The organism is Providencia sp. PROV109, assembly GCF_033681625.1.
Taxonomy (GTDB): Bacteria; Pseudomonadota; Gammaproteobacteria; order Enterobacterales; family Enterobacteriaceae; genus Providencia; species Providencia hangzhouensis.
Genome location: NZ_CP096320.1, coordinates 3775790 through 3790358, shown reverse-complemented (window position 1 = coordinate 3790358; position 14569 = coordinate 3775790). Strand labels below are relative to the sequence as shown.

The window sequence follows — 14569 nt, the reverse complement described above, 5'->3', positions numbered from 1 at the left end:
ATTTTATTCATGTCATACATGAATAGCGACTGTAGACCATAGTGTAAAGCAAATTACATCAGAACGGCACCATGGCGTGAGGTTAAGCTAAAAATAACCACGCAAAATACGCAATAATTACATCTGTTGTTCAAACCAGCTTTCAAGGATCACCACGGCAGAGGCTGAATCAACTTTACCTTTGCTTAGTGCTCGATAACCGCCTTGTTCAAAAAGGCCTGCTTTTGCTTCAACCGTGGAAAGACGTTCATCATGTAGTTCGACTTTAACACCAAAACGGCCATGAATCCGATTTGCAAAATTACGGGCTTGGCTTGTAACCAGTTGCTCCGTACCATCCATATTAAGGGGAAGCCCGACAATAACCAACTGTGGTTGCCATTCTTTAAGTAACTTTTCGATTTGTTGCCAATCAGGGCGGCCGTCACTGGCTTTCAATGAGGTTAATGGTCGTGCAGTACCTGTAATTTCTTGTCCAACTGCAACACCGATACTTTTGGTTCCAAAATCAAAGGCTAACAAAGTTCTTCCAGACATCAAGCATGCCCCGCTTGCATTGAAATTGTATGAATATCAACACCAATTAATTTAGCCGCGGCACTCCAGCGCTCATGAATGGGTGTGTCAAAAATAAGCTGAGGAGAAGCTTCAACGGTTAGCCAGCTATTTTCCATAATTTCACGCTCAAGTTGGCCTGGCTCCCAGCTTGCATAACCTAGCGCCACTAATGAGTTGGTAGGCGAGTGCTCACTTCCTAAAGTCTCTAAGATATCTTTTGACGTCGTCACCATGACGTCATCATTTAAATGCAGGCTAGATAAAAAGCCTTTAATTGGTGTGTGTAAGATAAACCCATGTTCTTCTGCAACAGGGCCTCCCGCAATGACGGGCTTTTTTAAATTACGGTTATCAATTTTATCTGAAATCGTAATTTCGAGTTTTTTGAGCATCGTATCGACAGAAAAGTCATCAATAGGTTTGTTAATCACGATCCCCATCGCCCCTTTTTCATTGTGCTCACACACATAAACGACCGACTGTTCAAAATAAGGGTCTGTTAAGGATGGCATGGCGATAAGAAAATGGTTTTGCAGATTCAAACTTAGACTCCAGCAAATTTAAAAACAATTGATAGAACACAATAAAAGGCAAAACTATAAGGTGGTAAATAAAACTGATGACTTTTACCGTTTGAAAACAATATATCTTGTTAAAACAATATATTGTGTGAAAAAAATAAAAATCATCAGTAAAGATAAACCACTGCTATAAATTATTTATTGAGACGGCGTTCAATGGCATCCATTAACATACCGGTAATGGAGATATCAAATGCGGCTTCAATTTCCCGTGCACACGTTGGGCTGGTCACGTTAATTTCAGTTAAACGGTCACCGATGATATCAAGACCAACAAAAATTAAGCCTTTTTCTTTTAATGTTGGCGCGACAGCACGCGCAATGGCCCAGTCACTTTCACTTAATGGACGCGCTTCCCCACGGCCACCCGCAGCAAGGTTACCTCGGGTTTCGCCTTGAGCTGGAATTCGTGCTAAACAATACGGAACGGGTTCACCATCAACAACTAAGACACGTTTATCACCATCTTTAATTGCTGGCAGGAAGTTTTGTGCCATGCAGTAGCGGGAGCTATGTTCTGTTAGCGTTTCAATAATCACACCCACATTTGGGTCATCTTGTTTGAGGCGGAAAATCGAAGCGCCGCCCATACCATCGAGTGGTTTAAAAATGACATCGCCATGTTTTTGGTGAAATTCTCTCAATTTTTGTGGGCTGCGAGTGACTAATGTGTCCGGTGTTAATTCAGCAAACCAAGCCGTAAACAATTTCTCATTACAGTCGCGTAGGCTTTGCGGCTTATTCACAATTAAGGTGCCGGCTTGTTCTGCTCTTTCTAAAATATAAGTCGCATAGATAAATTCAGTGTCAAAAGGCGGGTCTTTACGCATTAAAATGGCATCAAGTGAACTTAGGGCGATATCTTGTTCGCCATGAAACTCATACCATTTTTCAGGGTTTTCTTCGACCGTCACGATTTTTGTTTGTGCGCGAGCTTCACCTTGGTGTAAATACAGGTCATTCATTTCCATATAATGGATTTCATAACCACGACGCTGAGCTTCCAACATCATTGCAAAACTGGTGTCTTTCTTGATTTTGATGGATGAAATAGGATCCATCACTATACCGAGCTTGATCATTTTTTCTCCTTACCCCAGATCACCTAAGCGCACTTGCAGTGCTGTGATAGCGGTTAGCGCAGTCGTTTCTGTTCGTAATACTCGAGGCCCTAACAGTATATCGGTAAATTGATAGTTTGCTGTCATGGCAATTTCGTCTGCTGACAAGCCACCTTCAGGGCCAATCAACAATCGTACTTTCTTTAGTTCAGTGGGTAGCGTATTAATACTTTCTGTCGCCCGTGGGTGTAAATTGACTTTAAACGCACCGTCATTCTCGGTGCACCAGGCTTCAAGGGTTTGCACTGGGCGAATTTCTGGAATTCGGTTGCGGCCGCATTGTTCACAGGCTGCAATTGCAATTTTTTGCCATTGTAGTAATTTTTTTTCGAGTCGTTCGCCATCTAAGCGAACACCACAACGTTCTGATAATAAAGGTGTTATTGTATTAACTCCGAGTTCGACAGATTTCTGGATGGTAAATTCCATTTTTTCCCCACGAGACATGACTTGCCCTAGGTGCAAATCGAGCGGGGATTCTCTATCATCAATTTGGCTATTTTCAATGTGTACGAATACGTTTTTTTTAGTTGCTTCAGTAATTTCAGCACTAAAGGTCTGATTGCTGCCATCAAAAAGTTCGAGTTTTTGGCCAGCAGTCATGCGTAGCACCCGGCCGACATGGTTTGCGGCATCATCACCAAGAGAAATTGTTGTATTTATTTGAAGAGGCTCTGGGTGATAAATGCGTGGAATGCGCATAGCTTTTCCTTAGTACAAACTGGGTTAATAAATAATATAACTTTGATGAATATGGGGGTTGAATTGTTAAACTCAAGCGCTGCTACCTAGTTTATAACGAAATACAGGCCTTTTATAGTATGTCTGTGCCATTAGCGACATCTTAAACTGTGATGAAGCCCACTAGGGGATACTGATATTCGAATAAACCGATTCTACTCTACGGAATTAAAGTGTTGGGGGCATCGGAAATTCACAGTATATTTATTTTTATCTCCATAAAGGAATAAGGAGTTAATGTGAGGGAACTAATCTGTATTTTTATATCATCAGCTATATCTATTATTTCACCTTCTGAGCAGTTTATATTATCATGCCAAAATGAAAAACTTACAAATCCGTTTGATTTTGTTTGTGTTTTTTATGTTTTGATTATGTTATTAATCTCTTTTTTCTCGACTAAAAAGCTGCTTGTTTATTTACCAGTTGTTTTTTTTGATAAATCAAAAATTTTTATTAAAAATACTATTCTACTTCTAATATATGGCTTATTAATTTTTATAATATATTGGACGTCTGATGGTTTATATATGGTTTTATTTTTGACACTATATATTAATTTGATAATTCCATTATTCATCATTGATAATAAAATAGGTTATCTCCCTGATATTCTTACATACCCATTATTATGGTTGGGGCTGTTATATCAAATTCATTTGCCAAATGGGAATGTGGTTTCAGCTATTTACGCGGTGCTGATCAGTTACTTAGTAATGCTTATGGTGGTGACATTGGTTGAAAAACAAACGTCTCAGCCACAAATGGGGAGGGGGGATTTTAAACTCGTTGCCGCTTGTTCTGCCTGGCTTGGGGTTTGGCAGCTTCCTTACTTTTTGGGGACTGCCGCAGGGGTAGGGCTATTACAATATTGGGTAATCTATGGGTTATTGCCTAAAATATATCAAAAGAAGCAACAGGCGAATCAGGCCTACCCTGAGATACTATCTGGGGCAAAAATAGCTAAAAAAACGAAGACGATCCCATTTGGCCCTGCGCTAATTATTAGTGCTAGCATATGGTTGTATTTATCAATAATTGAATATTAAATTAAAAGACAACCATACGTGCATGCATGAAAGGGGTGAGTAAAAATCGGAGTTGTAGTTGTTAAGACGCTGTTGTTACTAGAGAGTCTAAAAACTGCTGCCATTTACTCGGCTCACCGAGGTAATTTTGTAATGGAACACGCAACCATCTATCCTGTTGTTGTATTAACAGTGTTGGAAAACCGGATGCACCTGACTGCGCTAACAGAGCCTTACTTGTTCCAATGTGGGCCGCAGTTTCATGTTGCTCACACTCACTGTAGTCGGACACATACTGGGTTACATCGAGGCCAATTTCTTTGGCGAGCTCAAGAAGTACCGCGGTATCTTTAATATGGCGTCCTGAAATATAGTGTGCTTTTTGAATGGCTTTAAGCATTTCAAAGCCTTTGCCTTGCTTGGTTGCCGCTAATATAGCGGTTTGCGGTGGTGTTGAGTCCATAACCAAATTAGGTTCGTGTAGCATTTTTATATAGTCATCGCCAAACACTTGCCCTGTCATTGATGCAATGCGCTTATCGGATTGCAGAATATATTGGCGAAAATTATCATCTAAATGTAGACGAGCGTCACCTGCTAGCATGCCACCACCATGCATTTCAATGTTGATACTTGGGTGTTGCTTGGCAATTTCGACTAAAGGCGCAGCGGCATAGCACCAGCCGCAATAAGGGTCATAAATATAGTGTAGGGTGATGTTACTCATAATCGTTCTCTTTATTTGCTATTTTTAAATAATTTGAATTAAGTTGTATCATTATCATCAAAAGATTAATACCACTGTCATCTAGTTAAATCAGCCAAATTGTTTTAGGTAAGTCATTCAGTGTGTAGATACGGGACATACCGCGCAACTGGCTGAAATAGTGAATATTACTTAATTACTGAGGCCATTTCATTTCGCCTTTAATGACTTTTGCACTAAGTTCTAAGCTTGATTTATCATCTAATTGTGGATACTTCGCTGCAACTTTTTGGATGAGCTCACCTGAGTTTTTACTTGTTTTATATGCACTTTCAAAGTCCTGTAAATATTTTTGAGTGAAAGAAACCGTCGTTACATCTAATTTAGACGCCCCCGTAAAGTGGCCGGGAACAACGGTTGCTGGGTTCAGAGCTTTGATGTCTTTTAATGTTTGCAGCCAATTTTTGCGTGACTCTTCTGTTTGGGTATCCGCTACCCAAACATGAATATTGTCAGAAACAATAACGCCACCCACAACGGCTTTTAATGATGGAACCCAGAGATAAGTTCTATCTGGCGAAGCGCCATCAAGGCCTTTAATTTCAAGTCGTTCGCCATCAACCGTAAAGCTATCTCCTTTAATCACTTCAGGGACGATAACATGGGCAGGGGCTTCATCTTTTAATACACCGCCCCAGTAAGCAAGTTTGCTATCTTTAGTGGCTTTAATGGCTTCAACTGTGTTTGCTGTTGCGATCACTTTAGCCTCTGGGAAGGCGTTTGTTAGGGTATCTAGCCCAAAATAGTAGTCTGGGTCAGAATGGCTAATGTAAATCGTAGTTAATTTTTTATTGAGTTTTTTAATCTTATCAACCAATTGTTGTGCATCATTTTTTTGAAATTGTGCATCAATCAACACCACTTCACTTGAACCGCTAATTATTTCAGAGGAAACTGGAAATACGCTGTTATTTCCAGGGTTATAAACATCTAGTGTGAGTGTTTCAGCTTGGGCCAGATTTATCGTTGTGGCAAATAGCGCGGTTGCCGCTAATAAGGTCAATTTCATGTTGTATCCTAAAATGAAGTTATACAGAAAAGTTTGTTTTGCATGTCGTGTATACTAAATTGCAATGATGAGATGAAAAACCCCATAATTAGGTGTTGTTTGTTGCATAATTCGGTCAAATGAGAATGGTATGGATAGATTAAAAGCGGCTGAGGTATTTATTACTATCGTTGAACAAGGCAGCCTAAGTGGAGCCGCAGAAAAACTGGATATGTCTAGAGCGATGGTGACACGCTATTTGTCAGAAATGGAGCAATGGGCGGGAGTACGTTTATTAAATCGCACCACTCGGAAATTAAGTCTAACTTCAGCAGGGGAAGGGGTATATCAACAATCTTTGCAACTTAATGCGATTTCCCAAATGGTGCCTGTGCAGCAAGAGCTTGATGCAAAAGCATTATCTGGTTTAGTGCGTATTAGTTGTTCACAATCAATCGCCCAAAGTGCGCTTTCTGTGGCTATTTCTGAGTTTATGAAGCTCTACCCGAATATGGCTATTGATATGCAAATATCGAATAAATCGGTAAATTTGATAGAAGAACGAATTGATTTGGCAATCCGTATCACGAATCAATTGGAACCGAGTTTAATCGCAAAACCCTTGTCAACTTGCCATTCTGTCATTTGTGCTTCACCTGACTTTTTAAAAGGAAAAAAACAGCCTGAAAAGCCAGAGGATTTAGTTTTGCTTGATTGCTTAACCTACAATTTTTTTGGTCGTAGCTTATGGGTATTTGAAAAAGCAGGCATGCAGCATAGTGTGTTAGTTGATGGGCGCTTAAGTGCTAACGAATCCGTATTTCTCGCTGAAGCAACATTGCAGGGGGCGGGTATCTCTATGCAACCTTATTATTCAGTTGCTAATCATTTGGCTTCGGGTGAGTTAGTTCAGTTATTACCTGAATATACTCCAATGCCACTAGGTATTTACGCTGTGTATACTAGCCGCCAAAAAATGCCAACCGCCCTGAGGGTGGTGATTGATTATCTCGCTAATTGGTTTGAAACTTCACCTCATTGGCACCTATTGATGCAACAGCGCGGAAGTTAGCTGAGTTCTTATTTGATTAAAGTTATCCTCTAAATGTTGAGTAAAAATATTGGTCAATTGTGATGATGGGCGGTGAATTGGCCTTATTAAACTAACAGTAAAAGGAATCGAAAAACTGAGTGGGCGTAGAGCTAACTTCCCAGCTGATTGTTGATGGAAATCTAATGCAGTTAACGGGTTAACAATAGAAACTCCAATCCCTTTTAGTGCCATAGCGCAAATGGATGATGCCGAATGCGTTTCCATGACCATTTTTCGTTCGACGTGGTGTTCCGCAAAGGTTGAGTCAATCAACTGACGGTAGCTGTCAGTTAATGACAGGCTAATAAAACGTTGGCCTTGAAAATCGCTGGGTGTTAACACTTCTTTTTGGGTTAAAGGGTGGCTCGCTGGTAAGACACACACTTCATTTAAACTTCCTAGTGTTTGTTGTTCAGTTCCTGGTGGCATTTGTAGATGCTCTGTTAAGCCGAAATCGTAACGTTGGGCTGACAACCATTCCTCTAATACAGGGGACTCTTGTGGGATCACCGTGATGCTGACATCAGGGTAATTTTCCATAAACGATTGGCAAACCTGAGGTAATAAAGATTGGGCGAAAGCAGGTAGACAGGTTATCGATATTTGCGCATGTTCGAAACGCCGGATGGTTTCCGCTGAATTTTTAATGCGTTCTAAACCATAATAGGAGCGTTCAACCTCTTCAAGAAACCGTAAACCTTGTGCTGTAGGTTGTAACCGCCCTTTGACTCTATCGAATAACTTAAACTGTAAAAGGTATTCTAAGCGAGCAAGTTCACGGCTGATAGTGGGTTGCGAAGTGTTCAGCAGCGCAGCGGCTTCCGTCAGGTTGGGGGTGGTCATCACCGCACGGAATATTTCGATGTGCCGCCATGAAATGGCTTGCATAGAGCGTCCTTAATAAATTCCATATCAAATGTGAATAGACTTTAGCAAAATAGATATTTTTTTTCCCGTATTATTCTTTGAATAATAGCTTTTAATATAATAAAAACTTGCAAACGAGAAAGACAATGACTTCATTCGCAACGACAACAAGCCAATATTTAACCCCTGAGTATTTACGCGCATTACCTGAGCAGTATGGTAGCCCTGTTTGGGTTTATGATAGCGCGGTGATCATTGAGCGTATCAAGCAATTACAAGTTTTTGATACTGTGCGCTTTGCACAAAAAGCGTGCTCGAATATTCATATCCTGCGCTTAATGAAGCAGCAAGGCGTTAAAGTCGATTCCGTTTCCTTAGGGGAAATTGAACGTGCGCTGGTGGCAGGGTTCCAGCCTGGGCGTGAAAACTCAGAAATCGTCTTTACAGCGGATGTGCTCGATAGAGCGACATTAGCGAAAGTCACCGAATTAGATATCCCTGTGAATGCAGGCTCGATTGATATGCTTGAACAAATTGGCGAGCAAAAAGCTGGACATCCTGTTTGGCTGCGTATCAACCCTGGTTTTGGTCACGGCCATAGCCAAAAAACTAATACTGGTGGTGAAAATAGTAAGCACGGTATTTGGCATGAAGACTTATCTTTAGCATTAGAAAAAATTCGCCATTACAATTTATCATTGATTGGTATTCATATGCATATTGGTTCTGGGGTTGACTATCAACATCTTGCCGATGTGTGTGATTCTATGGTGGCGCTAGTCACAACCGCAGGGGTTGACCTTCATGCCATTTCAGCAGGTGGTGGGTTATCAACCCCTTATCGTGAAGGTGATGAATTAATCGATGTGCAGCATTATTACAGCTTATGGGATAACGCTCGCCAACGTATCGAACAACACTTAGGGCACAAAATTGAACTTGAAATAGAACCTGGCCGATATTTGGTTGCGGAATCAGGCGTATTGTTAGCTGAAGTGCGAGCCGTTAAAGATATGGGTAGCCGCCACTATGTGCTTGTAGACAGTGGTTTTAATGACCTAATGCGCCCAGCGATGTATGGCAGCTATCACCATATTTCAGTATTACCCACGGATGGACGTAATGTTGATGGGGCTCAACTAAAAGACACTATTGTCGCTGGCCCTCTGTGTGAATCAGGAGATGTGTTTACCCAGTTAGAGGGCGGTTTAGTGGTAACCCGCGCTTTACCCGAGGTGAAAGTTGGCGATTTTCTGGTTTTTCATGACACTGGCGCTTATGGTGCATCCATGTCTTCAAACTACAATAGCCGCCCATTATTACCCGAAGTGATGTTTGTGAATGGCAAACCACAATTGATTCGCCGTCGCCAAACGATAGAGGAATTATTGGCGTTGGAGTTGTAATTTAAATAATTCCTCAAAAAATTAATGGGTCCAGCTATTAAATAAATGGCTGGATTTTTTTTGTTTTTAATTAAGGTTAAAACTACTCTTTTAGGTTATTTACAATACTTTTTTATATGTAAAAATAAATTTATTTTCTTCTAATGATTGATTTTATTTAAATGAGAATAATATGAAATTGATGATTTTTATACTTGGCTTAGCCTTTTTAGAGTGTAAAGCTAATGATTTTAAAAGAGATATCATTATGCCATCATATAGGATGTTATCATTTAATTATGATAGTAAGTATTTAATATATGAACCATCTATTAGTGATGAGTACCCACCACCAAGAAATGAAAAAGATTTCTTTTTGTTAGTTGAAAAGGCTGCATCAGGAGATTCAAATAGTAATTTATTATTATTTAAATTATTCCTTAAGGATTCTAATTGCAAGTATTTTGATTTTAAACCGTCGATACCTAATTTCATCTGCAAAAAAGCTGTTAATTACTTAATTGAATCAGTTAATATAAATCCTGATAATAATATGGCGTTATTTGAAATGAGTAAACTTTATCATAAAGGGGTTGTATTGAATGAAAATGAAAATAAAGCAAATCTAATTCTAGATAAAATAATAAAAAAAGGAGGGAGAGATTCTGTATTAGTCTGTGATTACTTAGTTGAAATTACTCTTTTTGATGATGATGGAAATATAAAAAATATTGATAAATCTAGATATTATGCAGATATTGGTGCTAAAAATGGTAGCGAAAAATGTAAAAAATATCTCAATGATATAGATAACTATATGAGAAATTAATAGAGATAAAAGGGGGGGATGTATGGATGTTAAATAATATATACCAGAACATTATTTACAAAGCGTAAATGAAGGTGATAGTCGATTGTTTGAATTAGATGATAATGGTTTCTCTAACTATGGAGGACCTAGCTTTACTATATTTGTTTCTCCGCCGGATAGCCAATATATAGATGTTGTAGGTGATAATACAAATATAGGGGATTCTTCTTTTGGTCATGTGTTTATTGGTCTTAAAGGAACAAATCCGGAAAGTAACCAATTTGAAAGCGTATCTATAGGTTTTAGTGCTGGTAATAGTTTTTTGACCAATACGGATAATATTTCATTCGATGATCATAATAAGTATTCAGAAGCATCATCTTTGACAATTGTGGGACAAGGACCTGTGTTTGATAATGATTTAAATAATTTATTTAAGACATATAATTCAATCAAAAATAATTTGGATGGTAATGAGAATTATAACTTGATATCAAATAATTGTATTGACTTCGTGAGTGATTTTCTTGAAAAGTCTGGTGTCAATGGTATTAAATTAGCAGGAACACCAAAGAAAAATTTAAAGAAAATAAAGGAAATAGCAAAGGACTATAAAACACCTTTAATTATTGACTTAAATAATAATGGAGTGGAAACTTTACCATATGATTTTGGTGTGCTATTTAAATTTAATGGAGAGCTAAAAAAAACCGGATGGGTTTCTCCCAGTGATGCATTATTGGTGATGGATAAAAATAGTGATGGAATTATTAATGATTCTAGTGAGTTATTTGGGGATGATTATCTGAAAGAAAATGGTTGTTTTGCATTAAATGGTTTTGATGGCTTAATGGATTTTGATAGCAATAATGATGGATTTGTTAGTAATGATGATTTTCACTGGGAATATCTTAAGTTATGGCGAGATAAAAACAGTGATGGTAAAACGCAGTCTGAAGAATTATTAGGTTTGAGTAAGGCCGGTATTTCATCAATAAGCTTAAGTTATTCATTTTCTGATTATGTGGATGAAAATAGTAATCAACATAAATTAATATCAGAGGTAACTTGGATTGATGGAAAAAAAACAGATATTGTTGATGTGTGGTTTAAACAAAAAGATATAGCTCATCCTGAAAATCAACTAGCAGAGTTGATTTCATTATTTAATAGTGAGTCATCTATAAGCTTAAATAATGTATTAATGACTACAATGAAAAATACACTACCATTTTTAAAATCAAATAACGATCGCGTATTTAATAGGTTAATATGAAATGGTTATTGGTTGTGCTAGTTTTTATTCTCAGTGGATATGATTCATATTCATACAGTGAAAATTTTTTACAAAGTAGTGACGTGAAACCTCCGTCGTATAGGATGCTTGCTTTTTCTACTAATAATATGAAGCATGAAGAAGAGAAAAATTTTTTTCAGGCCATGACACCAATTGAGACAGCAGAGAAATTTTATCTACTCAAAAATAAAGTAGATGAAGGTGACGCCAAAACCCATTATCTTTTATTTTTATTATATTTTGATGATTCGACCTGTTCTGAAAAAAGTCTAGTCAATTTAAAGCGAATTGCAGATGAAAATTGTTTAATTGGTTTAGAATATTTAAATAAAGCTGTAATGATTGATCCTAATTTCCAGCTGGGTTTATACCGATTAGCTTACTTTAATAACCACGGAGTTGGTATGGAGATTGATTTGGAACAGTCAATAAAATATTGGGAAAGGTTGATAGAAACTAAAGGTTATTACCGTCTATTAGCGTTAGAGGCCGCCTCTGAAATCTATTTTTATGAATTTGGAAAAATAGACAAAGCAAAAGAGTATCTAACAATTTGTGCAAATGAAGGTAGGGAGATTTGCCAATTTAAGCTAGGTGACTGGGATAATAAAATTAAATTACGACCTTATATATTAGAGGCTAAACAACGAGCAAACTCCCCGAGTACGTAGAAAATTGATGTATAATTTGCACTAATAAAAAACTCAAGGGGCGAATAACTCCTTGAGTTTTTTTATTACTTAATAAACTTAATAATTAATTAAGCCGCTTTCTTTTTCTTACTAGTTTCTTCATTTGAAGGTTCATCTGGTGACTTTTTTGTCGGAAGTACACCCAAATCATCAAACTCAAACTCATCGACGTTAATCGTCCGTAACCGGCTTGCTTCTGCTTTACGCAAGATATCAGCTTCTTCTTGCGTAATTACGTTTTCAGGAAGTAGTTGGTCAGCAAGCTTATCTAAGCGAGTAAAGCTGAGCTTACGCTCTTTTAAGCGGCAAATACGTTCGAAAATAGGTTCAGCGGCAATGATATCCAGCAAGGCTTGGTTAACTAAGCCATGAGGGTTGTTTTCCGTAGGTGTTAAATACTGCCCACGGCCCAATCTGTCGCGTGTTTCTGATGGCTCCATCAGAATTTGAGCCAGTTTATGGTCTAGTCGGTCTGATGGTGTCGACATCGCACGGCCAGTAGGGAACAGTGTGATGCGCATGATCCCGGCAACCAATTTGTTAGGGAAGTTTTTCAGGAGGTCATCCATCGCTTTTTCTGATTGATATAAACAATCTTCAACCGCCCATTTCACTAATGGTAAGTCTGCTTTCTGGCGACCTTCATCTTCATAACGTTTTAAGGTTGCAGATGCGAGATACAAGTGGCTTAAAATATCCCCTAAACGAGCAGAGATACGTTCACGGCGTTTCAAGCTACCGCCTAACACACCCATAGCAACATCGGATAGCAATGCTAAGTTGGCACTTTGGCGGTTTAGCATTTGATAGTAACGACGTGTTTCATCTTTGGTTGGTGCATGACTTCCACGGCCATTGGTTAAACCAAGCCAGAAGCTACGGAATTGGTTACTAACCACATGTCCAATATGCCCAAATACGGCTTTATCGAATTTATGTAAGTTATTGTCCTGCGCTGCGGCCATTTCTTCTAATACAAAAGGATGGCAACGGATAGCGCCTTGACCGAAGATGATCATACTGCGGGTTAGGATATTTGCCCCTTCAACTGTAATGGCGATAGGTGCGCCTTGATAGGCTCTGGCAACAAAGTTTGAATCCCCAAGACAGATTCCTTTACCACCCGTAATATCCATGGCATCAATAATGGCGCGCTGGCCACGGTGTGTACAGTGGTATTTAACAATAGCGGATAAAACGGCAGGTTTCTCACCTAACATAATTCCAGAGGTGATGAGAGTTGCTGCTGCATCCATTAGATAGGTATTACCCGCGATGCGCGCTAGCGGCTCTTCAATACCTTCCATTTTACCAATGGGTAATTTGAATTGGCGACGAATATAAGAGTAAGCTCCTGTCGCGATAGCGATACTCTTCAAGCTACCTGTTGAGTTCGATGGCAATGTAATGCCACGACCCACTGAAAGGCACTCAACCAACATTCTCCAACCTTGGCCAGCCATTTTTGGCCCACCAATAATGTAATCGATTGGAACAAAAATATCTTTTCCACGTGTAGGACCATTCATAAATGGAATATTTAGTGGGAAGTGGCGGTGACCAATTTCAACACCTGGGGTATTAGTTGGAATTAACGCACAGGTGATACCAAGGTTTTTCTCGCCACCTAAGAGTTTATCAGGGTCTGAAAGTTTGAATGCGAGACCTAGTACAGTGGCAATTGGTGCTAAGGTAATATAGCGTTTGTTCCATGTTAAACGCATTCCTAATACTTGCTCACCTTGCCATTCTCCCATACAAACGACACCTGAATCTGGGATTGCACCAGCATCTGAGCCTGCTTCAGGGCTCGTTAATGCAAAACATGGAATTTCTTCACCCGTCGCTAAGCCCGGTAAATAGCGTTGTTTTTGTTCGTCAGTCCCATAATGCTGTAGTAGTTCGCCAGGGCCTAATGAATTTGGAACACCAACAGTGATAGCAAGAATACCGGATACGCCAGCGAGTTTTTGTAGAACTTGAGACTGTGCATAAGCAGAAAACTCAAGGCCACCATATTCTTTTTTGATGATCATAGCGAAGAAACGGTGATCACGTAGGTATTGCCACACTTCAGGAGGAAGATCCGCAAGTTCATGGCTAACTTCGAAGTCATTGACCATACCACAAACAGTTTCAACGGGCCCATCCATAAAAGCTTGTTCTTCTGCGGTTAATTGTGGTTTTGGGTAGTTATGCAGTTTATTCCAATCTGGAGCACCACGGAAAAGGTCACCTTCCCACCACGTTGTTCCAGCGTCAATGGCTTCTTTTTCTGTACTTGACATTGGCGGCATGACTTTTTGGAACATTTTCATCGCGCGGATAGAGAAAAGCGATTGACGTACGGGAGTGAAGACAAAAGGAAATAAAACCAAGGCAACTGGCAGTAACATCCAGTAGCTCCAAATATTGATGACCCCCATAACCGCGGTATAGGCCAATAATAATATTGAGCTAAAAACTAAAGAGGTTTTGTGGTAACAAAGTACGCCGATTAAGGCGAGAAATAACACAATGCTGAGAAGGATCATAGTTAAGCTCCTGTCCACTTGTAAGAGGTCTGACCTGTTTGTTGCTTTAATCTATACCTATTAATAAAGGATTAGCAATGTATTTACATCTTAATTACAACTTAGCT

At 39.1% G+C, this 14569-nt stretch carries 14 protein-coding genes; 6 read left to right on the top strand and 8 right to left on the bottom strand.

Annotated features, from left to right (window positions below; all coding sequences use genetic code 11):
* Positions 1–117: 117 nt before the first annotated feature.
* The 4 genes from ruvX to rsmE form a co-directional block, all read right to left on the bottom strand.
* Positions 118–537 (bottom strand): Holliday junction resolvase RuvX, encoded by a 420-nt coding sequence (gene ruvX / locus M1F25_RS17530; protein ID WP_004264697.1) that lies wholly within the window; start codon positions 535–537, stop codon positions 118–120.
* Positions 537–1100, bottom strand: a complete 564-nt coding sequence (locus M1F25_RS17525; RefSeq protein WP_094962048.1) for a YqgE/AlgH family protein — start codon at positions 1098–1100, stop codon at positions 537–539. Before M1F25_RS17525 ends, ruvX begins: the two co-directional genes overlap by 1 nt.
* Before the next feature lie 173 nt (positions 1101–1273).
* On the bottom strand, positions 1274–2221 hold the full coding sequence (gshB, locus tag M1F25_RS17520; protein ID WP_004264707.1) for a glutathione synthase: 948 nt from the start codon (positions 2219–2221) through the stop codon (positions 1274–1276).
* Between the two features lie 9 nt (positions 2222–2230).
* The gene (gene rsmE, locus M1F25_RS17515; RefSeq protein ID WP_004264709.1) at positions 2231–2962 is read right to left on the bottom strand and encodes a 16S rRNA (uracil(1498)-N(3))-methyltransferase; all 732 of its coding nucleotides are present in this window, start codon (positions 2960–2962) and stop codon (positions 2231–2233) included.
* Between the two features lie 278 nt (positions 2963–3240).
* On the opposite strand from rsmE, the gene M1F25_RS17510 reads away from it, so the two are divergent.
* Positions 3241–4050 carry an A24 family peptidase gene (locus M1F25_RS17510; RefSeq protein ID WP_232368698.1) on the top strand — a complete coding sequence of 270 codons (810 nt, stop codon included), beginning with the start codon at positions 3241–3243 and terminating at the stop codon, positions 4048–4050.
* A gap of 61 nt (positions 4051–4111) precedes the next feature.
* On the opposite strand, the gene M1F25_RS17505 is transcribed toward M1F25_RS17510, so the two are convergent.
* Together M1F25_RS17505 and M1F25_RS17500 are read right to left on the bottom strand one after the other, a co-directional pair.
* Complete coding sequence (locus M1F25_RS17505) at positions 4112–4756, bottom strand: DsbA family protein (RefSeq protein ID WP_181488612.1); 645 nt, start codon at positions 4754–4756, stop codon at positions 4112–4114.
* Positions 4757–4931: 175 nt separating this feature from the next.
* The gene (locus M1F25_RS17500; protein ID WP_181488610.1) at positions 4932–5804 is read right to left on the bottom strand and encodes an MBL fold metallo-hydrolase; all 873 of its coding nucleotides are present in this window, start codon (positions 5802–5804) and stop codon (positions 4932–4934) included.
* 130 nt (positions 5805–5934) lie between these two features.
* Between M1F25_RS17500 and M1F25_RS17495 the strand changes: the two genes are divergently transcribed.
* Positions 5935–6855 (top strand): LysR family transcriptional regulator, encoded by a 921-nt coding sequence (locus M1F25_RS17495; RefSeq protein WP_004264725.1) that lies wholly within the window; start codon positions 5935–5937, stop codon positions 6853–6855.
* On the opposite strand, the gene M1F25_RS17490 is transcribed toward M1F25_RS17495, so the two are convergent.
* A complete protein-coding gene (locus tag M1F25_RS17490; protein WP_004264729.1) occupies positions 6829–7764 on the bottom strand; it encodes a LysR family transcriptional regulator in 936 nt (311 codons plus the stop codon). The two genes, M1F25_RS17495 and M1F25_RS17490, sit on opposite strands and share 27 nt — an antisense overlap.
* A 125-nt stretch (positions 7765–7889) precedes the next feature.
* Here M1F25_RS17490 and lysA point away from each other — a divergent pair, with 125 nt between their 5' ends.
* The 4 genes from lysA to M1F25_RS17470 all read left to right on the top strand — a co-directional run bounded on the left by lysA (position 7890) and on the right by M1F25_RS17470 (position 11907).
* Positions 7890–9149: a diaminopimelate decarboxylase gene (gene lysA, locus M1F25_RS17485; RefSeq protein WP_112307884.1), complete on the top strand. Its 1260-nt coding sequence runs from the start codon at positions 7890–7892 to the stop codon at positions 9147–9149.
* Positions 9150–9321: 172 nt separating this feature from the next.
* Entirely contained in the window at positions 9322–9957 is a 636-nt protein-coding gene (locus M1F25_RS17480; RefSeq protein WP_004264733.1) for a hypothetical protein, read from the top strand.
* A gap of 85 nt (positions 9958–10042) precedes the next feature.
* Entirely contained in the window at positions 10043–11215 is a 1173-nt protein-coding gene (locus M1F25_RS17475; protein WP_181488608.1) for a hypothetical protein, read from the top strand.
* Positions 11212–11907 (top strand): hypothetical protein, encoded by a 696-nt coding sequence (locus tag M1F25_RS17470; protein ID WP_094962040.1) that lies wholly within the window; start codon positions 11212–11214, stop codon positions 11905–11907. Before M1F25_RS17475 ends, M1F25_RS17470 begins: the two co-directional genes overlap by 4 nt.
* Before the next feature lie 89 nt (positions 11908–11996).
* On the opposite strand, the gene fadE is transcribed toward M1F25_RS17470, so the two are convergent.
* On the bottom strand, positions 11997–14462 hold the full coding sequence (gene fadE / locus M1F25_RS17465; RefSeq protein ID WP_110592317.1) for an acyl-CoA dehydrogenase FadE: 2466 nt from the start codon (positions 14460–14462) through the stop codon (positions 11997–11999).
* Positions 14463–14569 lie beyond the last annotated feature (107 nt).